This is a genomic window from Ruegeria sp. HKCCD6426, from assembly GCF_057221115.1.
In genome coordinates, this window is the sequence record NZ_JBWVBF010000001.1 from 821,250 (window position 1) to 848,117 (window position 26,868).

General features: G+C 57.3%; 22 protein-coding genes. 14 read left to right on the forward strand and 8 right to left on the reverse strand.

Annotation, left to right across the window (positions count from 1 at the left end):
* The first annotated feature begins 36 nt into the window (after nucleotides 1-36).
* From AC2TDA_RS04110 to AC2TDA_RS04120, 3 genes are all read left to right on the forward strand, one after another.
* Nucleotides 37-1,251: a helix-turn-helix domain-containing protein gene (locus AC2TDA_RS04110; protein ID WP_480846981.1), complete on the forward strand. Its 1,215-nt coding sequence runs from the start codon at nucleotides 37-39 to the stop codon at nucleotides 1,249-1,251.
* A gap of 71 nt (nucleotides 1,252-1,322) precedes the next feature.
* Entirely contained in the window at nucleotides 1,323-2,444 is a 1,122-nt protein-coding gene (gene ispG / locus AC2TDA_RS04115) for a flavodoxin-dependent (E)-4-hydroxy-3-methylbut-2-enyl-diphosphate synthase (RefSeq protein WP_480846853.1), read from the forward strand.
* Between the two features lie 101 nt (nucleotides 2,445-2,545).
* Nucleotides 2,546-3,118 carry a hypothetical protein gene (locus AC2TDA_RS04120; RefSeq protein WP_480878884.1) on the forward strand — a complete coding sequence of 191 codons (573 nt, stop codon included), beginning with the start codon at nucleotides 2,546-2,548 and terminating at the stop codon, nucleotides 3,116-3,118.
* Between the two features lie 42 nt (nucleotides 3,119-3,160).
* Here the strand turns inward: AC2TDA_RS04120 and AC2TDA_RS04125 are convergent, their stop codons facing one another.
* Nucleotides 3,161-3,919, reverse strand: coding sequence for a DsbA family protein (locus AC2TDA_RS04125; protein WP_480878885.1), 759 nt, complete (start codon nucleotides 3,917-3,919; stop codon nucleotides 3,161-3,163).
* Nucleotides 3,916-5,295, reverse strand: coding sequence for a M48 family metalloprotease (locus AC2TDA_RS04130; RefSeq protein WP_480878887.1), 1,380 nt, complete (start codon nucleotides 5,293-5,295; stop codon nucleotides 3,916-3,918). The genes AC2TDA_RS04125 and AC2TDA_RS04130 overlap by 4 nt, the downstream gene beginning before the upstream one ends.
* Here AC2TDA_RS04130 and AC2TDA_RS04135 point away from each other — a divergent pair.
* From AC2TDA_RS04135 to AC2TDA_RS04145, 3 genes are all read left to right on the forward strand, one after another.
* Nucleotides 5,294-6,457: a pyridoxal phosphate-dependent aminotransferase gene (locus AC2TDA_RS04135; protein ID WP_480878888.1), complete on the forward strand. Its 1,164-nt coding sequence runs from the start codon at nucleotides 5,294-5,296 to the stop codon at nucleotides 6,455-6,457. The two genes, AC2TDA_RS04130 and AC2TDA_RS04135, sit on opposite strands and share 2 nt — an antisense overlap.
* A gap of 66 nt (nucleotides 6,458-6,523) precedes the next feature.
* Nucleotides 6,524-7,741, forward strand: coding sequence for an N-acetylmuramoyl-L-alanine amidase (locus AC2TDA_RS04140; RefSeq protein WP_480878890.1), 1,218 nt, complete (start codon nucleotides 6,524-6,526; stop codon nucleotides 7,739-7,741).
* A gap of 95 nt (nucleotides 7,742-7,836) precedes the next feature.
* Nucleotides 7,837-10,326 carry a penicillin-binding protein 1A gene (locus AC2TDA_RS04145; RefSeq protein WP_480846860.1) on the forward strand — a complete coding sequence of 830 codons (2,490 nt, stop codon included), beginning with the start codon at nucleotides 7,837-7,839 and terminating at the stop codon, nucleotides 10,324-10,326.
* Here the strand turns inward: AC2TDA_RS04145 and AC2TDA_RS04150 are convergent.
* On the reverse strand, nucleotides 10,320-11,153 hold the full coding sequence (locus AC2TDA_RS04150; RefSeq protein ID WP_480878891.1) for an aminoglycoside phosphotransferase family protein: 834 nt from the start codon (nucleotides 11,151-11,153) through the stop codon (nucleotides 10,320-10,322). The two genes, AC2TDA_RS04145 and AC2TDA_RS04150, sit on opposite strands and share 7 nt — an antisense overlap.
* Nucleotides 11,154-11,230: 77 nt before the next feature.
* Here AC2TDA_RS04150 and prfB point away from each other — a divergent pair, with 77 nt between their 5' ends.
* The 3 genes from prfB to AC2TDA_RS04165 all read left to right on the forward strand — a co-directional run bounded on the left by prfB (nucleotide 11,231) and on the right by AC2TDA_RS04165 (nucleotide 14,758).
* Nucleotides 11,231-12,358, forward strand: a complete 1,128-nt coding sequence (gene prfB, locus AC2TDA_RS04155) for a peptide chain release factor 2 (RefSeq protein WP_480878892.1) — start codon at nucleotides 11,231-11,233, stop codon at nucleotides 12,356-12,358.
* A gap of 191 nt (nucleotides 12,359-12,549) precedes the next feature.
* On the forward strand, nucleotides 12,550-13,947 hold the full coding sequence (locus AC2TDA_RS04160; protein WP_480878893.1) for an amidase: 1,398 nt from the start codon (nucleotides 12,550-12,552) through the stop codon (nucleotides 13,945-13,947).
* A 28-nt stretch (nucleotides 13,948-13,975) separates the two neighbouring features.
* Nucleotides 13,976-14,758 carry a DUF2189 domain-containing protein gene (locus AC2TDA_RS04165; RefSeq protein WP_480878894.1) on the forward strand — a complete coding sequence of 261 codons (783 nt, stop codon included), beginning with the start codon at nucleotides 13,976-13,978 and terminating at the stop codon, nucleotides 14,756-14,758.
* Between the two features lie 16 nt (nucleotides 14,759-14,774).
* Here the strand turns inward: AC2TDA_RS04165 and AC2TDA_RS04170 are convergent, their stop codons facing one another.
* From AC2TDA_RS04170 to AC2TDA_RS04180, 3 genes are all read right to left on the reverse strand, one after another.
* Complete coding sequence (locus AC2TDA_RS04170; protein WP_480878895.1) at nucleotides 14,775-15,488, reverse strand: helix-turn-helix domain-containing protein; 714 nt, start codon at nucleotides 15,486-15,488, stop codon at nucleotides 14,775-14,777.
* A gap of 301 nt (nucleotides 15,489-15,789) precedes the next feature.
* The gene (ilvN, locus tag AC2TDA_RS04175; RefSeq protein ID WP_480878896.1) at nucleotides 15,790-16,350 is read right to left on the reverse strand and encodes an acetolactate synthase small subunit; all 561 of its coding nucleotides are present in this window, start codon (nucleotides 16,348-16,350) and stop codon (nucleotides 15,790-15,792) included.
* 64 nt (nucleotides 16,351-16,414) lie between these two features.
* Nucleotides 16,415-18,166, reverse strand: coding sequence for an acetolactate synthase 3 large subunit (locus AC2TDA_RS04180; protein WP_480878897.1), 1,752 nt, complete (start codon nucleotides 18,164-18,166; stop codon nucleotides 16,415-16,417).
* 424 nt (nucleotides 18,167-18,590) lie between these two features.
* Between AC2TDA_RS04180 and AC2TDA_RS04185 the strand changes: the two genes are divergently transcribed.
* Together AC2TDA_RS04185 and AC2TDA_RS04190 are read left to right on the forward strand one after the other, a co-directional pair.
* Nucleotides 18,591-19,436 carry a HalD/BesD family halogenase gene (locus tag AC2TDA_RS04185; protein ID WP_480878898.1) on the forward strand — a complete coding sequence of 282 codons (846 nt, stop codon included), beginning with the start codon at nucleotides 18,591-18,593 and terminating at the stop codon, nucleotides 19,434-19,436.
* Between the two features lie 50 nt (nucleotides 19,437-19,486).
* Nucleotides 19,487-19,876 carry a bleomycin resistance protein gene (locus AC2TDA_RS04190; protein ID WP_480846872.1) on the forward strand — a complete coding sequence of 130 codons (390 nt, stop codon included), beginning with the start codon at nucleotides 19,487-19,489 and terminating at the stop codon, nucleotides 19,874-19,876.
* Between the two features lie 73 nt (nucleotides 19,877-19,949).
* Here the strand turns inward: AC2TDA_RS04190 and AC2TDA_RS04195 are convergent, their stop codons facing one another.
* Entirely contained in the window at nucleotides 19,950-20,594 is a 645-nt protein-coding gene (locus AC2TDA_RS04195; RefSeq protein ID WP_480846873.1) for a response regulator transcription factor, read from the reverse strand.
* The gene (locus tag AC2TDA_RS04200) at nucleotides 20,594-22,027 is read right to left on the reverse strand and encodes a cache domain-containing protein (protein ID WP_480878899.1); all 1,434 of its coding nucleotides are present in this window, start codon (nucleotides 22,025-22,027) and stop codon (nucleotides 20,594-20,596) included. The genes AC2TDA_RS04195 and AC2TDA_RS04200 overlap by 1 nt, the downstream gene beginning before the upstream one ends.
* Nucleotides 22,028-22,275: 248 nt before the next feature.
* Between AC2TDA_RS04200 and AC2TDA_RS04205 the strand changes: the two genes are divergently transcribed.
* The 3 genes from AC2TDA_RS04205 to AC2TDA_RS04215 all read left to right on the forward strand — a co-directional run bounded on the left by AC2TDA_RS04205 (nucleotide 22,276) and on the right by AC2TDA_RS04215 (nucleotide 26,777).
* Complete coding sequence (locus AC2TDA_RS04205; RefSeq protein ID WP_480878900.1) at nucleotides 22,276-23,358, forward strand: TRAP transporter substrate-binding protein; 1,083 nt, start codon at nucleotides 22,276-22,278, stop codon at nucleotides 23,356-23,358.
* Between the two features lie 120 nt (nucleotides 23,359-23,478).
* On the forward strand, nucleotides 23,479-24,405 hold the full coding sequence (locus AC2TDA_RS04210; protein ID WP_480878901.1) for a TRAP transporter small permease subunit: 927 nt from the start codon (nucleotides 23,479-23,481) through the stop codon (nucleotides 24,403-24,405).
* 17 nt (nucleotides 24,406-24,422) lie between these two features.
* Nucleotides 24,423-26,777 (forward strand): TRAP transporter large permease, encoded by a 2,355-nt coding sequence (locus tag AC2TDA_RS04215; RefSeq protein ID WP_480846878.1) that lies wholly within the window; start codon nucleotides 24,423-24,425, stop codon nucleotides 26,775-26,777.
* Nucleotides 26,778-26,868: the final 91 nt, after the last annotated feature.

Below are 26,868 nucleotides of genomic sequence, written 5' to 3' on the forward strand. Positions count from 1 at the left end.
CGTGTAACACGCGGCAGGCAGAATGGGGCAGCAGGAATGATTGGGCGCAGATCACAGCGCGATTCCGACGAAGACACTGACGTCAGACCCAAAGGGTTCGACGATTATGAGGTGCGGCTTGGCGATGTAATGCGCGGCGAGCGCGCAACCATGGGTAAATCGCTGCTGGACGTCCAGCGCGAGTTGCGGATCAAAGCCAACTATATCGCCGCCATCGAAAATGCCGACCCTGACGCGTTTGATACGCCCGGTTTCATCGCCGGGTATGTTCGTTCCTATGCTCGCTATCTTGGGATGAACCCAGACGAGACGTTCGCCACCTTCTGTCAGGAAAGCGGGTTTGAAGTTGCTCACGGCATGTCGGCGGAGGCTTCGGTTGTTCGAAAGAACATCGGCGATCCGCTGGCTCGTGGCCCAATGGGGCGGGACCCTTTTACGTCGCCTAACACTCCTTTCATTCCCGGCAAGGAATCTCTGGTCAGCCAGATAGAACCGCGGGCGATCGGTTCCTCTCTGGTACTGCTCGCCGTGATCGGCGGTATTGGTTACGGTGGCTGGTCGGTTCTGAACCGTATACAGCAGGTTCAAGTCAGCCCGGTGGAACAAGCGCCGGTTGTTCTGACGGATTTGGACCCGCTGGATGCGGCCCGGACACAGCCAGATGGGGTCGAAACTGCCCGCGCAGATACGCCAAGCGCCGAGGCGTTAGATCGTCTGTACCGCCCGCAGGCGTTGGATGTACCGGTTCTGGTTGCCCGCGACGCGCCGATATCCACTTTGGACCCGCGCACTGTCGGAACGTTCCGCCCACCTGAACCGCCTCGGGTTCAAGTGGCCGAAGTCCACACGGTTGAGCGCCCCGCGCTTCCGCAGGTGGTTGAAAAAATTGACACCACTTTGAAAATCGTGGCCGTCAGCCCGGCTTGGATGCGTGTCACGGCAGCGGACGGCAGCGTCATATTCGAAGGCACACTGGGCACAGTCGAGCAGGGCAGCGTGTTTGAAGTGCCTCTGACAGAAGAACCGCCGCAACTGCGCGCCGGGGCATCTGGTTCGGTTTATTTCTCGATGAACGGCGAACATTACGGCCCGGCTGGTGCGCCTGGTACTGTGGCTAAGGGAGTTGTCCTTTCCAAGGACGCCGTTTCCGATACTTATGACGTGGCCGATCTTGAGGCCGACCAGAATAGCGCGCTCAAGCAATTGGTGGCTGAACTTCAGACACAGGCGACAGAAGAGCCCGCCGAGTGATCTAGCCATTGCGGTAATCCGGTTGCCGAACTATCTAAAGCAGCAACTCAGGCAGACGCGGATCCGTCCTTATGTCCCTCAATCACGTGCGCCCTTGGCGCGACATTTATCGCCGTAAATCGCGCCAGATCATGGTTGGCGACGTGCCCGTCGGTGGCGACGCGCCCATCGCGGTTCAGACCATGACCAACACGCTGACCACCGATGTCGCCGCGACTGTGGCGCAGGTGCAGGCTGCGGCCGAGGCGGGTGCTGATATTGTGCGGGTATCCGTCCCAGACGAAGCTTCTGCTAAAGCCCTGAAAGAGATTGTGCGCGAAAGCCCTGTGCCTATCGTGGCCGACATCCATTTCCACTATCGCCGCGGGATCGAAGCTGCCGAGGCAGGGGCCGCCTGCCTGCGGATCAACCCGGGAAATATCGGCGACGAAAGACGGGTGAAAGAGGTCATTCAAGCCGCGCGTGACCACAACTGCTCGATCCGTATTGGCGTGAACGCGGGCAGTCTGGAAAAACACCTGCTCGAGAAATACGGCGAGCCATGCCCCGAAGCGATGGTCGAAAGCGGGCTGGAACATATCCGGATCCTTGAGGACAATGATTTTCACAACTTCAAGATCAGTGTGAAAGCCAGCGACGTATTCCTGTCGGCTGCCGCTTATCAGGGCATCGCCGAGGCAACGGATGCACCGATTCATCTGGGTATTACGGAAGCCGGCGGCCTGGTCTCGGGTACCATCAAATCCGCCATCGGCTTGGGTAACCTGCTGTGGATGGGGATCGGCGACACGATCCGCGTCAGCCTGTCGGCTGATCCGGTCGAAGAGGTCAAAGTTGGGTTCGAAATCCTGAAATCTCTGGGGCTGCGCCATCGTGGCGTGAACATCATCTCGTGCCCGTCCTGCGCACGGCAGGGGTTCGACGTGATCAAGACGGTCGAAGCTCTGGAGCTTCGTCTGGAACACATCAAGACGCCAATGAGCCTTTCGATCATCGGTTGCGTGGTGAACGGACCGGGCGAGGCGCTAATGACAGATGTGGGCTTTACAGGCGGCGGGGCTGGATCCGGCATGGTTTATCTGGCCGGTAAGGCAAGTCACAAGATGTCGAACGATCAGATGATCGAGCATATTGTCGAAGAGGTCGAGAAAAAAGCGGCCGAGCTGGATGCATCTGCTGAGGCGGCGGAGTAAGGTTCTGAGACAATCTTCTAAGTCCATCGCAATCCGCCATTTTCTGGCCTGATTTGCCGTTAGTAGTGGCGGTATTGATGTGGACCTTAGGAGCAGAAAACTTGAATCTCAAAGCAATTGGCGCTGCTTTATTGGTCGCCGCATTGGCGGGATGCAGCAGCCCTTCGAATGAGTATGACAAACGGCCGGGCTTTCTAAGTGTACCGGTCCCACCGTCGACTCAGGGTACACAACTTGGTTACATGTCGGTGCATGTGAGCGGGTATAATGAAAGCGGTACGACAACGCGTGCCGATGTGCGGATCAGCCCGGGCGGGACAGGCAAACCACGGGGCCGCTTAACGCCGATTATGAACGTTGATCCGCAACTGGCCTCTCGGGTTGCCGTATCGTTCCATGACGGTCAGGATTCGAAGGCGGCTTTTGCGTTTGCAAAACAGGTTGCACGGGCAACCTATTGCCCGTCGGGCCCGGTTACGGAAAACACTGGAATCCGGAAGTATTCCAAGCCTGAAGACTTGCAAGCCATCCTGGCAGAAAGTCAGCGGCAGGGCCGCGATGTCATACCCGCAGGTATGAAGGGGGAGGCCATCCCTGCGACTCACTTCAGAAGAGACGGCACTCCAACATGGGTTGTTTCAATGAAATGCAACGCTCCGTATCCTTACGAATAAGGAATGAAAGCGAAAAGGGGCGGTCTGACCGCCCCTTGCTAATCAACCCTGCTCAGCTCGTACACCGTCTGCGATCTGCTGCATCTGATCGGCGGGCAGAAAGCCGCGCAGCATCTCGGTGCCCAGAACAAACGAGGGCGTGCCGGAAATCCGCATCTTCTGCGCCAGCGCACGGGTTTGGGCGATCTCTTCCGTCACCGCATCACTGTCCATTGCTGTGATGATGGCATCGCTGTCCAGTCCCAAGCCGTCGGAAATACGGCGCAGAGTTACTTCGGTCGGTTCGCCGCTGAACTCCAGAAGCGCATCATGCACCTGCTTATAGGCGTCATCACCGGCAACCTGTTTGGTCGCAATGGCAAAGCGCGCAGACGCAACCGAAGCTTCACCGAGGATCGGCAACTCCTTGATCACCAGTCGGATATTGCCGTCTGATGCCAACAGATTGGCGACTTCGGGAACCGCGCGCCGACAATAACCGCAGCGATAATCCATGAACTCTACCAGAGTGATATCGCCATCGGGGTTGCCGCCGACCCAGCTGTAGCCGTCATTGAACAGCTCATCGGCGTTGGCCGAGACGAGTTCCTTGTCGACATGTGCTTCAGCAGCGGCATTGCGCTCTTCCAGAATGTTGATCGCCTCGATGATCACTTCGGGGTTTTCCAGAAGGTATTCCCGCACCTGAGCACCAAACTCGGCCTTTTCAGCATCGGTCATTGCATTCAGATCCAGCGCCTGAACCGGGCCGGATATCAAGGAAAGCCCTAGCAGGGCAGGTGCAACTTGTCTGAGGATCATTTCCGTTTCCTTTTCTTTTTCGCCCGCTCCGAGGCAATCAGGACGTCCTGCGCCCTTTGCCACCCCGGAGACCCTTCGGGCAACTGCCCGACGGCACGTCTTGCATGAATGCCCGCATCCGCCAGACGGCCCTGCAAAGCATAACGTTCTGCGGTGACGGCCGAGGCCATCCCGTTGTTACCCACTTGCGCATAGGCCGAGCCCAGATCGCGCATCAGTCTTGCGTTTCGGTAATCCCTTGCGCGCGCTTTTTCAAGCACTTGAAGGGCTTTGTTCGTCTGCCCTCCAACCAGCAGCGCGCGACCATAACCCGCCAGGATGAGGGGGTCGTTCGGAGCCATCTCGACAGCTTTGCCATACGCGTCAATTGCCTCTTTCAACCGACGATTTTCCAGTAGAATCTGGCCCTTTAAATCATAATAGAACGGATCGTCAGGGCGTATCGACAGAGCTTCGTCAATGGCGGCGCGGGCGCGTGCAAGGTCGCGATTCTGATGATGGGCAGAAGCCTCGCGCATAAGACGGATGTCTCGGTCCTTTTCTTCGGCGGCGCGGCGCAATGTCCAGCCAGGCGTGCGCAAAAACGCGGACAGCTTTCCCTTGACGCGCGCAAACCAATAGTCGGCGTTCGGGTTCTGTTTAGCCTGATCGCCGAATTCATCCAGAAACGCCTCGGCGGCGCGCAGGCGTTCCCGGCTGGTTGGATGCGAGCGCATATAGGGGTCTTGATCGGCTGCGCTCAGCAGCTCCTGACCGGCAAATTTTCTGTGCAGATTGACCATGCCCTGCGGGGAAATATCGGCCCAGCGAAGATAACTGGCGGCGCTGCGATCGGCCGATGCCTCTTCAGCCCGTGTATGACCCAGAAAGCTGCGCAAGGCAGAGGCGGTCGTGCCAGCGGCGATGCCAGCGGCAGCTTCTCCGCTGCCTGCCGCAGCTGCAATGAGCGCCAAAGCGGTGCCAAGCTGGGCTTTGCGTTGGGCTACGCGCAAGTTTTCTGCCCGCCGGGCCAGATGGCCGTTGGCGATATGGGCCGCTTCGTGAGCGATGACAGCTTGCAGCATTTCGGGGGATTCGACGGTTAGAATCAGCCCGTAGTTCACATAGATCGTGTTGTAGTCGATCACGAAGGCGTTGAACGTGCTGTCATTGACCACCAGAACCCTTACTCGGTTGGTGTTCAGGCCCGCTGCCCGCAACACGGGAAACGCCAGTTCCCGCAGGCCGTGTTCAATGTCCGGGTCTCGGATCAGGCTTTGCGCGCCGGCCTGCATCGCACTGACTAGCCACGCCAAAGCAACCAGCAACAGGGCCGGGATTGACGCCAGCCTTGATACGCGTTCAAAAGCCATGCCAGCAACATGGGAGATGGGCATGAGAAACTCAACCCGGTCCGACGTCGATCCCTTCATCGTGATGGACGTGATGGAGGCCGCGCGCCAAGCCGAAGAAGCCGGTCGCCACATCATCCATATGGAAGTTGGTCAGCCCGGAACCGGTGCACCAAAGGGCGCTGTTCAGGCTCTGGCGAAAGAGATGGAGCGAGGCCCGTTGGGCTATACCGTCGCTCTGGGCCTGCCGGCCCTGCGGCAACGGATCGCACGGCTTTATGGCGAGTGGTATGACGTCGATCTGAACCCCGAGAGGGTGGTGATCACGCCGGGCTCGTCCGGAGGGTTTCTGCTGACCTTCACGGCGTTGTTTGATAGTGGCGACCGCGTCGGCATCGGCGCGCCCGGTTACCCCTCGTACCGGCAAATTCTCAGGGCGTTGGGGTTGGAACCTGTAGACCTGTCCACTGCGCCCGAGAACCGCTTGCAACCCGTTCCGGCCGATTTCGAAGGGCTCGATCTGCAGGGTCTGATGGTTGCCTCGCCCGCAAACCCAACTGGAACGATGCTGAATCGCAAGGCGATGGGGGCCTTGATCGAAGCCGCACACGGGCAGGGCGCCTCGTTCATCAGTGACGAGATTTACCATGGCCTCGAATATGAGGCCAAAGCCGTGACGGCGCTGGAGCTGACCGATGAATGCTACGTGATCAACTCATTCTCGAAATACTTCTCGATGACCGGGTGGCGCGTAGGCTGGATGGTAGTGCCCGAAGATCAGGTGCGTGTGGTCGAACGCATCGCCCAAAACATGTTTATCTGTGCGCCTCACGCCAGTCAGGTGGCGGCGCTGGCTGCAATGGATTGCGAAAAAGAGTTGCAGGCCAATATGGATGTCTACCGCAAGAACCGCAAACTGATGCTGGACGGATTGCCGAAAGCCGGGTTCACCAATATCGCGCCGCCGGACGGCGCATTCTACGTCTATGCTGACGTGTCCGACCTGACCAATGATAGTCGCGCGTTTGCTGCCGAGATTCTGGACAAGGCCGGCGTCGCTGTCACGCCGGGGCTTGATTTTGACCCCCAGCGTGGCCATACGACCCTTCGCTTTTCTTATGCCCGTGCGACCGTGGATATCGAAGTGGGGCTGGAGCGGCTGCGTCGGTTTATGGCCGAGCGCGGCGCGATTGCAGAACAGGTGTAAGGCGTTCACAAACATCGCCGGGTGCTATAGTCTTACGCGCAAACGATCTCGGGAAAACTTGAGGCCATGAGCAGGATTTTCTTTGCACTCGCGCTGGTCTGGGCGCTGTCTGGTGCTGCAATTGCGCAGGACTTCAATGCACTTGCGCGCATTCTTCCGGATAGCCGTATCACGGAACAGGGGCGCTCGGGCGTGCGGGTTGATCTTGGCCTCAGCCAAGGGGTGCCATACCGGATCTTTACGCTGCGTGACCCGTACAGAATGGTTTTGGATTTTCAGGAAGTTGACTGGTCCGGTCTGAAAAGGGAAACGTTTTTGCAGACAAACCGCATCAGCGGGGTTCAGTTTGGCGCATACGTGCCAGGATGGTCCCGGCTGGTATTGGAACTGGGCGCTCCGTTGGCTGTTGATACTGCCGACATGCGCATCAACGCATCAACTGGATCTGCCCATTTGTCGCTGACATTGAAGGGCACCGATTTCGACACCTTCGCGGCCAGCGCCGGCGCGCCACGCCAAGCTGGTTGGGATTTGCCGGAGCCGTCTGTGACATTGGCAGCCCCACAAACAGAGGGTTTTCGACCGCTTCGTGTAATGCTGGATCCCGGGCATGGCGGCATCGATCCGGGGGCCGAAGTAACCGGCACCGATGAGAAAACGTTGATGCTGGTTTTTGCGCGTGAACTGCGTGAAAGGTTTTTGCGTGCAGGTGGTTATGATGTGGTCCTGACACGAAATGACGACCAGTTTGTGTCTCTGGAACGCCGCATCGCTCTGGCGCATCGGGCCGGAGCAGACGTGTTCATCTCGTTGCACGCGGATTCTTTGTCCGAAGGGCGGGCACACGGCGCGGCAGTTTATACCTTGTCGGATGAGGCCTCGGATGTGGCCAGTTTGAAATTGTCCGAGCGCCATGATCGCGGTGATCTGATCGCAGGCATTGACCTGAGCGGCTCTGATGATCAGGTGGCAGATGTACTGCTGGATATGGCGCGTCAGGAAACCAAACCGAGAACCGATGCGTTAGCAGAGGCTGTTGCAAATGGGATGGCGCAGAAGGGCGGGCCAATGAATAGCCGCCCGTTGCGTACTGCGTCTTTTTCGGTTCTCAAGGCCGCAGATATCCCTTCGATCCTGGTTGAACTTGGATTTTTGTCCAGCCCCAGAGATCTGCAAAACATTCAGAACCCCGAATGGCGCGCCTTGATGGCGCAAGGGATTTATGACGGGCTAGAGCGGTGGCGACAGGATGATCTTGTCAATCGGTCCCTGATTGGCCAGTGACCCTGCGGCGCAAAATGGCTAATATGAGCCGTGGTGTTTTGACCCGGCGGGGGTGCGCCCCTATATAGGCGGCACCGCGAAGAAAAGGCAGTAACGTGATCCGGTTCATTCTTTCGATTTTCGGGGCTATTTTCAGCCTCGTAACCTTGGGTATTTTCATGGCGGCCCTGACTGTGGGTGCCGTGTTCTGGATGTACGGGCGCGATCTGCCCAGCCACGAGTCGCTGGCGCAGTACAAGCCGCCAACAATCAGCCGGATCTATTCGGGCGAGGGTCAGCTGATTGACGAATTCGCGCAGGAACGCCGTCTGTTCACCCCGGCCGAGGAAATCCCTGATCTTGTCAAGGAAGCGTTTATCTCGGCTGAAGACAAAAACTTCTACACCCATCAGGGTTACGATCCGCGCGGCATCATAGCCGCCGGTGTCGAAGCGGTGAAATCCAAAGGCGAGAACGTCCGGGGCGCGTCCACGATCACGCAACAGGTGATGAAGAACTTCTTGCTGTCAGGTGACCGTCAGGCCGAGCGCAAGATCAAGGAAATCATCCTCGCCACACGGCTAGAGGACACATTGGACAAGGAACAGATTCTCGAACTCTACATGAACGAGATTTTCCTGGGTCAGAACTCCTATGGCGTGACAGCCGCTGCGCAGACATATTTCAACAAGACTTTGCAGGAACTGGCCCCGCATGAGGCCGCGACGTTGGCCGCGATGCCCAAAGCACCGTCGAACTATCACCCTGTTTACGAAAAGGACCGTTTGCTGGCGCGCCGTAACTATGTTCTGCGTGAAATGAACCAGAACGGTTATATCGATCAGGCAACTTTTGAGACCGAGGTCGAAATGCCTTTGCGCTCGGTCCAGAACGGCGATTTCGAGAGCTTCCGCACCGCCCTTCCTCCACGCGATTATTTCACTGACGAAATCCGCCGGCAACTGAGCGAAGATTTTGGCGAGGGTGAGTTCTTTACCGGCGGTTTTACCGTCCGCGCTTCGGTCGACGAAGAAATGCAGGTTGAGGCCGCGCTGGCTCTGCGCGAGGCACTGCAGAAATACGACCGTTCGCGCGGCAAATGGCGCGGTACCGGCGAGGTGATTCCCGAAGAAAAGCTTGCCGATGAAACACAGTGGCGCGAAACACTGTCCATTATGGATATCCCGCGCGACGTGGTGTTACCGACCCGATGGTATCCGGCGGTTGTGCTGAACGTGGCTGATAATCAGCTGACAGTTGGAATCGAAGATGGCCCTGCAGACGGGATAATCCCACGGGCGGACATAAAATGGATGCAGGGTGATTTTGCTGCCAACTTCAAACGCGGTGACGTCATTCTGGTCGTCGCCGGTGAAGAGGGCCAATGGTCCGCGCGTCAGATTCCCGAAGTGCAGGGCGGTTTCGTGGCAATGGACGTGAACTCGGGCCGTGTTCTGGCGATGCAGGGTGGGTTCTCGTACCAGGACACTGTGTTCAACCGTGCCACACAGGCGCAACGCCAGCCGGGTTCGAGCTTTAAGCCCTTTGTCTACGCCGCAGCGCTGGACAGCGGGTATAGCCCGGCAACAATTGTTGTGGACGCCCCGATCGAGGTAAACACGCCTCAGGGTTTGTGGCGGCCCAAGAACTCATCGAATAAATTCTACGGCCCGACACCCCTGCGCACCGGGATCGAACAGTCGCGAAACCTGATGACTATTCGTCTGGCGCAAGAGGTCACGATGCCTGTTGTTGCCGGGTACGCTGAACGGTTTGGTGTATATGACCGGATGGGCGCGTTCCTTGCCAACTCGCTGGGATCCGAAGAGACGACACTATACAAAATGGTGGCCGCCTATGCGATGTTCGCCAATGGCGGTGAGCGGGTCGAGCCAACTCTGGTCGACCGTATTCAGGATCGGTTTGGAAAGACCATTTATCGCCATGACGACCGTCAGTGCCTGAATTGTAACTCCAACTGGCTGGAACCGGATGAGGCCCCGACCATTGAAACAAACCGCAGTCAGGTTATGGACGCGATCACCGCGTATCAGCTGACCTCGATGATGAAGGGGGTAGTCGACCGAGGAACCGCATCGAGTGTGGTCAATCTGCCGGTTCCAACAGCGGGTAAAACAGGTACGACCAACGAATCCAAGGATGCGTGGTTCATCGGTTTCACCTCCAATATCGTGGCTGGGTGCTACATCGGATATGATCGTCCACGCCCGATGGGTCGGGGCGCTTATGGCGGTACGATGTGCGGGCCTGTGTTCCAGAGCTTTATGGAAAAAGCAGTCGAGAAATATGGTGGCGGTCCGTTTGATGTGCCCCCGGGTGGGCATTTTATCAAGATCGATCGCTTCAGTGGTGCACGCCTGCCGCAGGACGCTGCTGGTGACTATGTAGTGGCTGAGTATTTCCGCGACGGTGTAGACGGATTCATCGACCGCGTCTTCGACGGTGGATTTGCGATGGGGTCGGACTTGCCGTTGTTCGAAGAGGTCAGCAATTCTGGCCGTCAGGTAACCACGTCTACGGGCGATACGATCACGGTTGGCCCCAACGCAAGCCAGGGCGACTTGCAAGGTGGCGGGCTTTACTGATCGGCGATGCGTAGCAGCAGATGGAGAAGGTCGGCCTCACTGTCATCTGTGATGGGGTCGATTGACCGCCAATAGATCGACAACGCACATTTGGCCGCAGCCCACTGCGCCAGTCGATGCAGCGGGACCTCCATCGCGTTGGAATACAGTGCTAGGCAATGCGCAATCTGTTCTGGCCGACGAACCAGTTCCGGCATACCTTTTGGATGGCGAATTGCGTTAGCCAGTTCGAAAGCCGGGTCGCCGTAATATCCCTTTGCGTCAATGATTTTCGGACCGGTGCCTGTCAGAATAACGTTGTCAGGATGCAGGTCACCGTGCAGAGCGGTTTTGCGTTTCTGACTGTCCAGAAGCTTCTGAGCCAAGTCTGCGCCTTGTCGCATGTCCCGCGCCAATGATGTTGAGCAGTTATCTGCAAAGGTCGCGGTGAAAAGTGGCGCGAAGACTTGTTTCAGGGGTTTCAATTCACGTGAGTTGGAAATGGGCTTTCTGTGAAGTCGGTGCGCACACTGTGCCATAAGGTTCACTGCCTGGTCGGGCGCACCGTTTCGCGCCACATCTCCCAATGTAGGACCTTCCAGCCATTCCATGAGTACGGCGTTGTCTGTCTCGGCTATGATCCTGACTGCACCGCGGTCTTGCCACGCGTCCAATAGATGAGTGCCGGCGGCTTCGTTGCCACGATCCGCCCGGCGATAAAGTTTGAGTGCCGCGTAGTTTCCTTCAGCAGTAGTCACTTTCCACACGAGCGCGTGCCCGGTGTCGGCAACCTGCGAGAGGCGGGTCAAGCCCCACTTGTCCAGAATCTCGCAAGGTACGTTTTGCATTCGCGTCTCAGTCGTCTTGTGGTGGCCCGCACCTCTTGCTATCACGCAGGCCTGATTGAGCAAGTTGGGACCTGACCATGCGCGCCGAAACCCAAAACACCGTGGCGGAAATTGAAAAGTCGCTGGAGCTTCTGGCGCAGCGTATGGACTATGAAACCGCCCCCCACCGGTTGGAGGAATTCAACGCGCGTGTCGAAGACCCGAACCTGTGGGACAGCCCCGAGAATGCACAGAAACTGATGCGTGACCGCCAGTTGCTGGTGGATGCCATCGAAACCTATGAAGCCATCAAGACTGATCTGAACGACAATATCGAACTGATTGAACTGGGCGAGATGGAAGAGGACGAAGAGGTCGTCCAGGATGCCGAGGACGCCCTCAGGAAGTTGCAGGCGAAGGCCGCGAAGAAAGAGCTTGAGGCGCTTCTGGACGGTGAAGCCGACGGAAACGACACGTTCCTCGAGATCAACTCGGGTGCCGGTGGCACCGAGAGCTGCGACTGGGCTTCGATGTTGGCGCGGATGTATGTGCGTTGGGCCGAGAAAAAAGGGTATGCCGTCGAGCTGCAATCCGAGACTGCCGGTGAAGAAGCGGGGATCAAATCCGCAGCCTACAAGATTTCTGGCCATAACGCCTATGGCTGGCTGAAATCAGAAAGCGGCGTGCACCGCCTGGTGAGAATATCGCCTTTTGACTCGGCCGCGAAACGTCACACGTCCTTCAGCTCGGTCTGGGTATATCCTGTTGTGGACGACAATATCGAGATTGAGGTCAATCCATCGGATATTCGTGTAGATACGTATCGGTCCTCCGGTGCCGGTGGTCAGCACGTGAACACCACGGATTCGGCGGTTCGGATCACGCACATCCCGACCGGGATCGTGGTGACATCGTCCGAGAAATCCCAGCACCAGAACCGCGATATTGCCATGAAAGCCCTGAAATCGCGCCTGTACCAGCAAGAGCTGGATCGCCGGAACGCCGAGATCAACGCTGCGCACGAAGCCAAAGGCGACGCGGGATGGGGCAACCAGATTCGCTCCTATGTATTGCAGCCCTACCAGATGGTGAAGGACCTGCGGACCAATCACGAAACCTCGGACACCAAGGGTGTTCTGGACGGCGATCTGGACGGGTTCATGGCTGCGACCTTGGCGTTGAACGTGGCTGGAAAAAGCCGGTCCGAAGCGCAAGGCGACGGATAATCCTCGATTGCCTGAGTGAGCGTCTGTCTCCTCTGACAGATACTCCTCCGGGGTATTTGGGGCTAGATGGCGCTGATCCAGGGTACACAAGGCAAATTCGGAAAAGATACATTCAAACAGTGGGTTTAAATGGTGCGAGGCCTTGGCTAGGCTGAACCGCGAAAGCATGAGCTTGCGCGAATGAGAGCCTGATGGACCTGACCCAAATTTCCGCCGAGAATCTGCTGGCCGATTTGTCTTCCGGGCATGTCTCGGCGGTTGATGTGATGCGTGCCACCCTAGGGCGGATTGGTGCAGTAAACGGGCGGGTTAACGCCATTGTCGCCTTGCGCGATCAAGACGAACTTATGGCCGAAGCGCAAAGAGCAGATGCAGCGCCCAAACGAGGGGCGCTGCATGGGCTGCCCATCGCGGTCAAGGATTTGGTTAATGTGGCCGGGATCGCTTCGACGCAAGGATCGCCGTTGTTTCGCGATCACGTCCCGCAGAAAGACGATCTGCTGGCCGCGCGATTGCGGGCAGCGGGGGCTATTCTGATCGGCAAAACCAATACGCCCGAATTTGGACTGGGCTCGCACACATTCAACCTGGTCTACGGCGAAACACGCAACCCCTATGATCCGAAGCGGTCTTGTGGCGGGTCATCCGGAGGGGCGGCGGTTGCGCTAGCGACAGGGATGCTGGCACTGGCCGATGGTTCGGACATGATGGGCAGTTTGCGTAATCCCGCGGCGTGGAACAACGTCTATGGATTCCGGCCCAGTTGGGGAAAGATTCCGTCGGAGCCCGTAGGGGACGGGTTCCTGCACCAGCTATCAACGCTGGGACCAATGGCGCGTAGTCCGGCTGATATCGGAATTCTGCTGGACGTGATGTCCGGACCGGACCCGCGTCAACCATTGCCCGTTCCGTACCAACCGGTAGCGCCGGTAAAGGCCACCGACCTGAGAGGGTTGCGTATTGGTTGGCTTGCGGATTGGGGCGGGGCCATTCCGTTCGAGGCCGGCATCCTCGATCTCTGCCGACAGTCGCTGGATGTTCTGGAAGAACTTGGCGCGCGTGTTGAGGCCGTGCCACCTCCGTTCGAGGCCGAACGGATTTGGGACAGCTGGATTACTTTGCGGTCGTGGAGTGTCGCGACCGGGCTGCAACCTCTGGCCGACCGAATGGCGGCACTGAAGGACACTGCGCAATGGGAGCTGTCGAGGGGTTTGGCGCTGAGCGCGATGGATGTTCATCACGCCAGTGTCACAAGATCAGAGTGGTTTCGGCGTGCGGCTGAGCTGTTTCGAAGCTATGACGCTCTGATCCTGCCGAGTGCGCAGGTCTGGCCCTTTGCAATAGAGACACCGTTTCCGACTGAAATCGCGGGTACTGCGATGGATACCTATCACCGTTGGATGCAGGTTGTGACGCCGGTCAGCTTGTTGGGATTGCCCAGTTTGTCGATGCCGGTGGGTTTCGGAAGTAACGGCTTACCGATGGGAATGCAGGTCTTTGGCCCGCGCGGCGCAGATGCGCAAGTATTGTCAATTGGCGCTACCTATCACGAGGCAACAGGCTGGCCGCAAAAAAGACCGGCCGCATGAAACAGACGTAGGGGAGGAGAGACTGCAAATGGATAAACCTTTTGGCGTGCCGACGCTGAAACCCGTCGATACGGGCATGTTGAAAGAAGCGCTGCGTCGCGCTTGGAGCGATTTTCGCCGCGCGCCGGTGTTTGGCCTGTTGTTCGCCGGATTCTACGTTCTCGCCGGATGGCTGATGGCTTGGATTACCGTGCAAACCGGTACCTCGTTCTGGTTGGTTCTGGCTGCAATCGGGTTCCCTTTGATCGGACCTTTTGCCGCCGTCGGGCTATACGAGGTGTCGCACCGTCTGGAACAGGGCGAACCACTGGATTTCGGAGCGATTTTCGGTGTGGTCGTTCAGCAAGGCCGCAGGCAATTACCCTCGATCTGTGCAATCATCGTAGTGATGTTTTTGTTCTGGTTCTTTCTGGGACACATGATCTTTGCCCTTTTCATGGGCCTGTCGACGATGACGAACGTTTCATCTTCGCTCGAGGTTTATTTGACCCCAAATGGACTGACCATGCTGGCGGTGGGCACTGTTGTAGGGGCGGTGTTTGCCCTTGTTCTCTACATGATTTCTGTTCTTTCGATCCCTATGTTGCTGGATCGGGAACTGGATTTCGTATCAGCGATGATCTCCAGTTATGCCTATGTCAGTGCTAATATGCGCGTGATGCTAATGTGGGGCGTGTTTATCGCAGTGGCGACGTTTCTGGCCATGATCCCCTGGTTTCTGGGTTTGCTGATCGTACTGCCTTTGTTAGGGCACGCCAGTTGGCACCTTTATCGTCAGATAACCGACAACGAAGGGCCGGACTCTGCCTGAACGTCGAATGAAACCGTCAGCTTGGCGCGCGCGGTACCGCGCGCGCAAGACGCAAAATGGCTTGGGTGTCGTTATTCAGGTGCCGCAGGATTATCTGCTTGGGTTTTGGGGGCGTGGACGCGCTTTCGAACAGGTTGACGATGTAGCCGGCCCATTCATCTTTTCCGTTCTTCGGGGACACATTAATCATTCGGCTGTTCTGTGCGTCGCGGCGAGATATCAAGGCATAAACCTGCGTTCCGTTGCTTGACATGATGCCCTGGATCTCGCGCTCTTTCGCGGGCGATGCGGGTAAATGAGCACTTGGCTCAAAGCTGCGAAGCAGGGTTGTGTGTCCCACTTGGCGCACGAACAGTAACCGGTGTTCCGCAGCATCCGGAATCTGTGGGTCAGACTCTGTTGCATGATAAAACCCTGGCGAAAGAGGCATTTCGTTATGGGTCGTCAAATATTTGTCTAGCGTGTCGGCGGCAGGGTGGTTGTCCGCCTGTTCAATCTCATTCAGAGGCTTCAGCAGAATTCGGGCGTCGACCTCAAAAAAGCAACAGATGCGATCCAGCACGTCCGGCCGCGGAAAGCTTTCACCTGCAAGGTAGCGATTGAATTGCGTGCGGTTGATGCCAAGCTGGCGGCATAGTGCCGAGACGGTTGGATAAGTTGAAGCCAGCTGCCTGAGATTTGCACCAAACATATTTCGCAATTCTGCCGGGCTGCGGGTGGTGTCGGTCATGTCTGTCCCAGGTTGTTTGAAGTTTTAGGAAAACACGACCGCGATGGTCCAAAAACCAAGCGACAGCCTAAATCGTAATGATGACCCCAACGAAGGGTCCGAGTATAGCGTTGCGTCAATTAGGCTAGCGCGCATAACGGCAAACGCAATAGGCTTTATCCTGTTTTGCATGATCTTTTTCACGCGTTGCTATCCAAGACACAGGACCGCACAGGATTGCAATTTGTATCGGAGCAGTCCGCCGCGTTTGGAACGGAATTGCCCCGCTTGGGCACAGTGACAAGCGGGGCGCTCTTTGACTTCAGTCGCCCCGGAGGAGGGCAGCCACACCGGTCCGGGCGATTTCCACCAGACCCAGCGGGCGCATCAGATCGGCAAAGGCGTCGATCTTGTCCGGTGCGCCAGTGATTTCAAAGATGAAGGAATTCAGTGTGCTGTCGACCACGTTGGCACGGAAGATATCGGCCAGCCGCAACGCTTCGACGCGTTTTTCGCCTTCGCCGACGACCTTGATGATAGCCAGTTCGCGTTCGACCGCAGATCCTTCGACCGTCAGGTCGTGCACGTCACGCACCGATACGATACGACCCACCTGCGCTTTGATCTGCTCGATCACTTGCGGTGTTCCGGTTGTGACAATGGTGATGCGGCTGAGGTGACCGGTGTGATCGACCTCAGCCACGGTCAGGCTTTCGATATTGTAACCGCGGCCCGAAAACAGCCCGATTACACGGGCCAGGACACCCGGTTCGTTTTCGACCAATACGGCAATCGTGTGACGCTCCTGCACGTCCGAGAATGTCGGACGTAGGTTATAGGCCGAATGGCGGGTGGAGCCTTTTTTGATATGTAGGGCAGACATTTATGTCCCTTTCGTCATCCTGAGGTGTCAGGCGCTCGGGGCGCCCGACGAAATTCGATACTTGTCAGACCAGAACTGCGCCGCCGGCCTGGATAACACCTTGTGTCTCCGCCTCGCCCAGCAGCATCTCGTTATGGGCCTTGCCTGACGGGATCATCGGGAAACAGTTCTCGTGCTTTTCGACCAGACAGTCAAAGATCACCGGACCGTCGTAATTGATCATCTCCATGATCGCGTCGTCCAGATCGGCGGGGTCGCTGACCATGATGCCCTTGGCGCCAAACGCTTCGGCAAGCTTGACGAAATCGGGCAGGGCCTCGGACCACGATTGAGAATACCGCTCGCCATGCAGCAGCTCTTGCCACTGGCGCACCATGCCCAGACGTTCGTTGTTCAGGATGAATTGCTTAACCGGCAAGCGATACTGAACGGCCGTGCCCATTTCCTGCATGTTCATCAGCCAGGACGCTTCACCCGCCACATTGATCACCAGCGCATCCGGGTGCGCCATCTGCACACCGATCGAGGCCGGAGTGCCATAGCCCATCGTACCCAGCCCTCCGGATGTCATCCAGCGGTTGGGGTCTTCGAACCCAAGATACTGCGCAGCCCACATCTGATGCTGACCGACTTCGGTCGTAACATAGCGGTCGTGTTTCTTGGTCAGTTCCTCAAGACGTTGCAGCGCGTATTGCGGTTTGATCGTCTTGTCACTGTTGGTGTAGGCGAGGCAGTTCACTTTGCGCCATTCGCCGATCTGGTTCTGCCATTGTTTCACCGCAGCCGTATCGGTCTTGCGACCTCGCGCTTTCCAGACTTTAAGGATGTCTTCAAGCACATGGGCCACATCGCCGACAATCGGGATGTCGACGCGGATGACCTTGTTGATCGAGGACGGGTCGATATCGACATGCGCCTTTTTTGAGTTTGGCGAGAATGCATCGATCCGACCGGTGATGCGGTCGTCGAACCGCGCACCGATATTGATCATCAGATCGCAGTCATGCATCGCCAGATTGGCTTCGTAAAGACCGTGCATTCCCAGCATTCCCAGCCAGTTCTCTCCTGACGCTGGGTAGGCACCCAATCCCATCAGGGTCGAAGTGATCGGAAAGCCTGTCGAGTCCACCAATTCCCGCAGCAGTTGGCTGGCCGCCGGACCTGAATTGATGACACCACCGCCTGTATAGAAAACAGGTTTCTTCGCGGTCTCGATGGCTGCAACCAATTCGGTTATCTCTTCCAAATCACCTTTCAAAACTGGTTGGTAGTGCGAGGTCGAGGGTTTAGGTGAACTGTATTCGCCCGTAGCGAACTGAACGTCCTTGGGAATGTCGACCAGTACCGGTCCAGGGCGACCCGAAGTGGCGACGTGAAACGCCTCGTGCAGTGTGGCCGACAACGAATCCGTGTCTTTTACCAACCAGTTATGCTTGGTGCACGGGCGGGTGATGCCAACGGTGTCGGCCTCCTGGAACGCATCCGAGCCGATCATGAAGGTGGGGACCTGTCCGGTCAAAACCACAATCGGGATCGAATCCAGTAACGCATCTGTCAGGCCGGTCACCGCATTGGTCGCGCCGGGACCAGAGGTCACAAGCGCAACACCGGGTTTGCCGGTGGACCGGGCATAGCCCTCGGCTGCGTGAACGGCACCCTGTTCGTGACGCACCAGAATGTGGCGAATGTCGTTTTGCAGAAAGATCTCATCATAGATCGGTAGGACGGCGCCACCGGGGTATCCGAATACCGTGTCCACACCCTGATCCTTGAGGGCCTGAACTACCATCTTTGCGCCGGTCATCTCACGTGTCATCTGCTTTGCTCCGTTCGCGACATGTGTCTTGCGTTTAGCATAAAAAAAGCCCCCGAGGTTTTCGGAGGCGCATGGGTTCGATTATGGTTCACCGTTACCGGCCCATGCGCGTGGTTCCTACGATTACGACTAGCGTTCTCATCGCCAGAGGCTCCTTTTTGCTTGGCAGGGACCTTATGAGCGAGGGAAAGGGGCGTCAACAGGCAATTGACTAAATTTCATGACCTGAATGGTGAATTCTGCGACATTTTATTGCGCAAAATGACGCATGCCGGGAACTTCCGGGAAAATGTGGCTGAAAACGATGGCTTGGAGCCGAAATCTAACTTGTCAGATTGCGTCAAGCCAATGTCCGAAATGGACCAGAGAGGTATCTTCGAGTGAGGCAGGCTGAACCTGTTGGTGCAGAACAGGGAGGCAGACCATGTTGCAGGATCTGGTGGATCTGGGAAAGTATCCGATCGATCGTCCGGACTCGTGGGGATATGAGCAGTTGATCCGGGATCTCCGGCGGGAACTGGACGAGGATGGCTGCGCGATTCTGCCTGGGTTCGCGCATGAAGAGGGGTTAAAACACCTGCTGCGAGAGGCCGATGCCGTCGCGCCCAAAGCGCATCGCTCTTTTAACCGGACAAACGCGTATTTCACGAAGGACGATCCGCGCTTTGGAATTGGTCACCCGATCCGGCGCTTCTACGACCGCTCGAACGCGTTTGTGCCAGCAGATCATTTTAAAAAGACGGGACCTCTGCGCCGGATCTACGAGTATCCGGGGTTCCTGCCATTTATCCGTACGGCTTTGGACGAGCCCGAAGACCGTTTCTTTCGCTACGATGATCCGCTGGCCGACGTGATCATAAATGTTGTGGAGGAGGGGCAGGGCTTTCCCTGGCATTTCGACACCAACAACTACACGGTGACGCTGGCTATTCAGAACGGAGAGGAGGGCGGGGAATTCGAGTACGCGCCTAACCTGCGCAGTGCAGAGGATGAGAATTTCGGAGCGGTCACCGCAGTCCTGGACGGAGGTATGGCGAATGTGCGGCGTCTGGAATTGCAACCGGGCGACCTGCAGATTTTCAAGGGTCGGTATTCCTTGCACCGGGTGGCGCCGGTTACTGGTGAACGCAATCGATATGTCGGTATCTTTTCCTTTGTCGAGACCGAAGGCATGTGTGGAGGTGTCGAGCGTACCAAGCAGCTGTATGGCCGAGTGTTGCCACATCACTATGAACGAGAGGGGCGGCGGAAAGATAGGCTGCTGGATTGATTTGGGTGAACATGTAGACTGAAGTCTGTTCAGACCGGAGGACGCCGTTCATGTCACGTATCTTGCAACTGACGCCATTTGTCCTGTGTTCTTCGTTGCAGAAGCAGATTGATTTCTACTGCAACCGCTTAGGGTTCTCTTGCGGGTTTCGACAAGAAAACTACGCTTATCTGTCATGCGGAGCGGTTGCTATTCGGTTATTGGAGTGCCCTCCGCGCGAAGACGGGCGGCCATTGGGAGACAATCAGTCATTCTATGTGGACGTTGACGGTATTGATGCGCTGTACGCCGAACTGAAACCAGGTTTGACCGATTTGCCCGAGGGGCGGGTGCGACCACCCTTTGACCAACCTTATCAGCAGCGCGAGTTTCATGTGATCGACGAGGACGGGACATTGGTCTTTTTCGGCGAAGACATCAGGCCGCGCGGTGAAGGGTAGGGCTCCCGCCCGTCGTCGATGCGCCTTACGGCGCAGCTTCTCCGGTTGGGCCCGGCAGCGCTGCGCGCTGCGTTTAAAAACTGTGACCGGTGCCTTGCAGTACGCCGTGTTCCATCGCGTAACGGGTTAGGCCGGCCGTCGAAGAGATTCCCAGTTTTCGTTTGATGTTCTTGCGATGGGTTTCAACGGTACGAACCGAGATATCCAGGGTTCTGGCGACCTCTTTGTTGGATTTGCCCTGCGCCAGTTCCAGCAGGATTGTCTGTTCACGCCCGGTCAGAGCCTCGCGCGTGTCGCCTTGCTTGGGTTCCAGCGAGCCGCTGGCGCCGGTGCACAGATATTGCTCGCCCCGCATCACGGCGTCGATGGCCTGTTTGATCTCATCCGTGGGCACGTCTTTAAGCACATATCCCTTGGCACCATGGCTGAGCGCGGTTGATATGTATTCCGGGCTGTCATGCATGGAAAGGATCAGAATTCGGGTCGCAGGCAGGCGTTCCAAAATGATCTCGGTGGCACTCAGTCCGCCCAGACCGGGCATGTTCAGATCCATCAGTATCACGTCGGGATGCAGACGCGTCGCCTGATCGACAGCATCCTGTCCACTGGAGAGAGTGCCCACCACCTCAATCTCGTCGTAGATTTCCAACAGGGATTGAATACCTTCGGCAACCATCGGGTGGTCATCGACGATGAGGACACGGATCGTATCGGGCATCAGGAACCGGCCTTTCGCTTGGGTGTTGCGCCTTCTTGCGGCGAGAGCATGCGGCTGAGCGGCAGGCTGACCTCGATCACGGTTCCGCTGCGCGTGCCGCGAGATGACAGAATGCGCAGCGACCCGTCAAGTTGTTCGATGCGTTCCTGCATATTGCGCAATCCGATCCCGGCGCTGATTTGGCCCGGTTCGCTGCGCAGTCCGCGGCCATTGTCGGTAATCCGCATGGTGGCACCTTTTTTGTGACCTCGCAGGTCGATTGTAACGTGAGTTGCGCCGGAATGGCGTTCAATATTGGTCAAAGCTTCTTGGGCAATTCGATACAAGGCAATCTTGCTGTCCTGATCCAACCGGTTGCGAAACACGACGGTCGAGAACTCGGTTTCGATCCCGGTGCGCTCGCGGAAATCGTCCGTCAGTGCCTTGAGGGCCGGGCCGAGGCCCAGATCATCCAGAACGCCCGGGCGCAGGTCGCGGCTGATACGGCGGACCTCGGTGATTGCTGTGCCCAGATTGTCGATCCCTTTTTCCAGTGGAGCTTGCGCACCTGTTTCATCGCCACCTGAAAGGCGGCGGCGCGCATTATCCAGCGCGTAGCGCACACCGACGAGGATTTGACTGATGCCGTCATGCAATTCACGCGCTACACGGCCTCGCTCTTCTTCCTGCGTATCGAATACCCGTTGGGTCAATTCCTTTAGCTTAGCGTCCGCCAGCCTGCGTTCGCGGATGTTCAGCATCATGCCCGAGGCGAACACAACCAGCACCGCAGCCAAAACGATTCCGCCGATATAGAGGAATGTGCGCTGCACCCGTGCCTCAACTTCGGCCCGTGCGTTGGCCACCGTTGCGACGATGTCGTCGATGAACACTCCGGTTCCGACGGCCCACCGCCAGTCCTGCAGACCGACCACATAGGCGATCATCTGTGCCTCTTCCCCGGTCGAAGGTTTTTGCCACATGAAACTGTGCCAGCCTGCGCCCTGACGTGCCAGACGAACGAACTCGTTAACAACCGGTGTGCCATCGCTGTCGGTGAGATCGACCCAGTTGCGGTTGATGAATTCAGTCTGACGGGGGCTGACGAGATTGGTGCCGTCATAGTCGTAGACAAAGAAGAAGCCGTCTTTACCATAGATCATCGCCGACAGAATCTGAGTGACCAAGTTCTTTGCTTCGTCATCATTTGGTGCTGCACGGCCGTAGATATAGGCAAAACCGTTGCGCGCCTGAGTTACGTAGTTGCGCAGCTCGTCCTTTTTCGCTTCGATCAGGCGGCGTTCGAGGGCCTGAATCTCACGCTCAGTCGTCGCGCGGGCTTCGTAAGCAACCACCACGGCAATTGCCGCTACCGCCGCAAGCAGCGGGATTGCTGCCACCAACGACAATTTTTGCGCGTAGGTCAGTGAGACAAGGTTGCGAATTCCGCCCATGATCGAATCGATACGCAAGACAGGAAGGAATTGCAAAAAGAATGGGGGGGGACAAAGCCCACTGACGCGATTTTTTCGAGAAACAAAGGAAAAATCCGGTCAGAAATTCTGTCCAAGCCAGAGAAATGCCGCCCCCCTACGTAGTACTAGGTATTCACATTCCCTTGAGTGTCATTACGCTGGCGCTCATTCGAAACGACTAACCCGGACAATTCCGGGCACTGAAAATGGAGGGGAGGAACACTCACATGGATCGTCGTTCATTTCTGAAAACTTCTGCGATTGGTGGTTCGGCTGCCGCTGCAACCGCATTGGCGGCACCGGCTTATGCACAAGGCAAGCGCACGCTGACCATGGTTACGTCGTGGGGCCGGGGCCTTGCGGGCGTGTTTGACAGCGCGCAGCGTTGTGCGGACAGCATCACCGCGATGTCTGACGGCAACCTGACCGTTGATATCAAGGCCGCAGGCGAGCTGGTTGGCGCGTTTGAAGTGTTCGACGCTGTGTCGTCGGGCCAGGCAGATATGTACCACGCGGCTGACTACTATTTTGTCGGTCAGCACCCTGGCTATGCCTTCTTCACCGCTGTTCCGTTCGGCATGACCGCTCAGGAAATGGTCAACTGGTACTACCAGGATGGCGGCATAGAGCTGCATGACGAACTGGGCCAGATCTTTGGTCTGAAGTCGTTCCTGGCCGGTAACACCGGCGCGCAGGCAGGCGGCTGGTACTCAAAAGAGATCAACAGCCCCGAAGATTTCAACGGTCTGAAGTTCCGTATGCCGGGTCTGGGCGGTAAAGCTCTGGGTAAACTGGGTGCTTCGGTTCAGAACATTCCGGGCTCAGAAGTGTATCAGGCGCTGTCGTCTGGTGCGATTGACGGAACCGAGTGGATCGGTCCGTGGGCGGACGAAAAAGCCGGCTTCCAGGAAATCACCAAGGTTTACTACACCGCTGGTTTCCACGAGCCGAATGCGGGTCTGTCGCTGGCAACCAACCGCGACGTATTCGAAAGCCTGACACCTGCCCAGCAGAAGATCATCGAGATCGCAGCAGGCGAGTGCCACCAGTGGAACCTGTCGCAATTCCTGGCCAACAACGGTGCCGCACTGCAGCGCCTGCAGTCGGGTGGTGTCAAAGTCATGGAATTCCCGGACAGCGTATGGGATGCCTTCGGTGCGGCCAGCCAGGAAGTGCTGAACGAGAACATGGGCGACGAGCTGTTCAAGAAAATCCACGATAGCGCAGTGGCATCGTCGACGTCGTCGGCGGGATGGCTGGACCTGTCTTCGGGCGTCTACACCACGCAGCGTAACCGCGTACGCGGTTAACAGCCAAGAAAATCCATCATTTGGTTTCCCCGCACATGCGGGGGAACCTTTCCTGTTGCAAATGCGCGGTTCGGACAAATCCGCTATAATCAGCATTGTAACTGACGAACCGGGGACAACATGCAGGACGATAACGGTATCTCCTTCTTCGGCGCCCTGTGGAACGGACTTGTTTGGTTCGTTCAGAACATCGCCGAAGCCTTTTACAATTTCGGATACGCCATCACGCATCCGCAGCTCTGGCTGGACTGGTCGGACAAAGAATCCATCATGCGCTTTGTCTATTATGGCGGATCGGTCGAATTCTTCTTTGTCATCTTCACGCTGTTTCTGGTTCTGACCGCCATTGGTCTTTACTACCGGACCTTCATGTGGGGCATGGTGCGAGTCCTTGAAGGGTTCGCCAATACGACCGGGCGTTTCTTCGCCTGGGCCGGGTTGCTGATGGTGGTCCAGCAGATCGTGATCGTGTTCATGCAGCGCGTGTTTGCCCGGCCTGATATGTCGTTCGGGTTCGGCATCCCTCTGCAGATGGACATCAGCTGGTATGCCGAGGAACTGAAGCTTTATAACGCCATGGTCGTGTGCCTGTGCTGTACCTACACATTTGTACAGGGCGGCCATGTACGGGTTGACCTGATCTATGCCGGGATCAGCCACCGGGCCAAGCGCGTGGTCGACATGCTGGGCGCGTTGCTGTTCATGATGCCGATGGCGGTGCTGACCTGGATGTACGGCTGGTACTTCATGTGGCGGCACCTGATCGTGCCGAAACCCTCGGCCAGTGATACTTTGGACCGTCTGGTGATGAAGTCCCGCGCATTGCGCTGGAACGTCGAAACCATCGGGTTCAGCCCCAACGGATTCAACGGCTACTTCCTGTTCAAGATTCTGCTCGTCGCCTTTGCCGCGATGGTGTTCCTGCATGCGATAGCGTTCCTGTACCGCTCGTATCTGGAATATGTGGAAGGATCTGAAAGCGTTGGAAAGTACCTCGACAAGGACAGCCTTGGCGAGGGTGAAGAAGCCTACGAAGGCGCACATTAAGGACGGAGACCAAGACAATGCTATTCGGACTTGATGGCGTCGAGATAGGCCTCATTATCGTATTTTTCTGCCTTTTCGGAGGCATCCTTTCCGGCTTTCCGGTGGCCTTTGCTATCGGTGGAGCAGGAATCATCTCCTTCGGGATAATCGCGGCGTTGGACAGTGCCGGGCTTCTGGTGCATCAGGCGATCGACACCGGGTCGCAGCTGTATCGTGATCTGGTGAATACCGGCGTGAAACCCGACACCATATCCGTGTTCCGATACCCGGATCTACCGAGGATCGCCGAGCCGGTATTCGTTTCTGGCTGGGAAACCGCGCTGGACCGCAACGTATCCTTCATCGTGAACCGCATGAACGAGCGTGTTCTGGCCGGGCAATCCATCGAAACCCTCCTGGCGGTTCTGATGTTCGTTCTGATGGGCATCACGCTGGAGCGTTCGAAGATTGCGAACGACCTGCTGACCACAATGGCGCGCGTCTTTGGCCCGTTGCCGGGTGGTTTGGCGGTGTCCATCGTGGTTGTGGGCGCGTTTCTTGCGGCCTCCACCGGGATCGTTGGAGCGACCGTGGTGACAATGGGCCTGTTGGCTTTGCCGACCATGTTGAGGAACAACTACTCGCCTGAACTCGCTACAGGTGTGATCGCGGCCTCGGGGACATTGGGACAGATCATCCCGCCCTCCATCGTTATCGTTCTACTGGGTACACTGGCAGGTGACCTCTATTCGACTGCTCAGGAAACCCGCGCGGTTGATGCCGGTTGCACCGACGCGTTGACATACCTGGGTGAGCCCGCTGTTGTTTCGGTCGGCACGCTGTTCCAGGCGGCGCTGCTGCCGGGAATTATGCTGGCGTTGCTCTATGCCCTTTATGCTTTCGGCTATGCTTTGCTGAACCCGGACAAAGCGCCGGCGGTCGAGTTGTCCGGTGGCAGTGGCGAACCCATCACCCGCGGCGAGGGCCTGACATGGCTGCTTGGCGTTCCGGTCGCGCTGATCGTCGGCGTGGTCCTGATGGGCAGTGCTGGTGTAATCGGTAGCCAAAACATAACGGTTTCGGCGTTTTCCGATGTTTCGCAGAGTGCTTCGTTGCGTACGAACGTGTCAGCCGAGTGTAAGGCCTCGATGATCGATCTGCACGGACAGTCCGCCTGGGATCAGGCCGTTGTCGAGCAAGAGGCCATTGATGCTGCAGGTGGCGCGTCACAGGCACAGCGGCTGAGCGAAGAGGAACTGACCGCTGCCCGCGACGCAAAGATTGCTGCAGCCGCTCCTATCGGGACTGGTGTGGCCGTAATTGTCGTCCTGTTGGGGCTGACGCTGGCATTGGGACGGGGGATCGCGCCCTCGCGTCCGACGCAGCCGTTAGTCCTTGGCACAATCGGTCTGTTGCTGATGCTGCTGGTGGATGTGTTGCTGATTGGGCCAACGACTTCGTCCGGGCTGACCTTCGTGTTGCTTGCGGCGCCGTTTGCTCTGGCCATCTACGGCTGCAGAGAGGCGGCCGCCCGCTGTGCAACCAATGATCTTATCCGGGTGGTGTTCCCACCGCTGGTCCTGATCATCGCGGTGCTGGGTTCGATCCTTGGCGGCGTGACCAACCCGACACCGGCGGCGGCGCTGGGAGCGGGCGGGGCCATCATGCTGGCGGCCTATCGCAAGCTGCAGGATCAGGGTCGGTCCGGCAAAGTGATCATCTGGTCGACCTTCGCGGTTATCATCGCCCTGCTGATGGGTGTGAACTTTGACCTGCGCGTTAATCAGGGGAACGTAAGCTTCGAGACCTGGATTGCATTTGGTATCGCCTATTCGGCCTATCTCTATGCGCTGTTTGGCCTGTTGTTCGGCTGCTGGGTCCTGTTCTCCAGTGGCGTTCTGACTCCGGTTGTGCGCGAAACGGCCAAGGTGACCTCGATGGTGTTCACCATCCTGATCGGGTCGCAGCTGTTGAACCTCGTGGTGATTTCCTTTGGGGGCGAGCACTATATCCAGCAGTTCCTCAAGAGCTTTGATAACGAGTTCACGGTCTTCCTGATCGTGATGCTGGTGCTGTTCATTCTTGGCTTTGTGCTGGATTTCCTTGAGATCATCTACATCGTGATCCCCATCGTGGGCCCGGTGATCTATGGCGGTTCGTTCGATCCGAAATGGGTCACGATCATGGTGGCAGTGAACCTGCAGACCTCGTTCCTGACGCCACCTTTCGGCTTTGCGCTATTCTATCTGCGCGGGGTTGCACCAAAGGAAGTGACAACTGGGCATATCTATCGTGGGATCGTTCCATTTGTGTTCATTCAGGTAGTGGGTATTGCGATCCTGTGGTTCTTCCCGACGATCGTGACCATTGTTCCGGACCTGATTCCGAACTGATCTGGCGCCTTGTGGGCTAAAGCCTCTGACGTAAATAAGGAATGGCCCGCAGCTTTGCTGCGGGCCATTCCTTTTTGGTCATTTGTTCCAC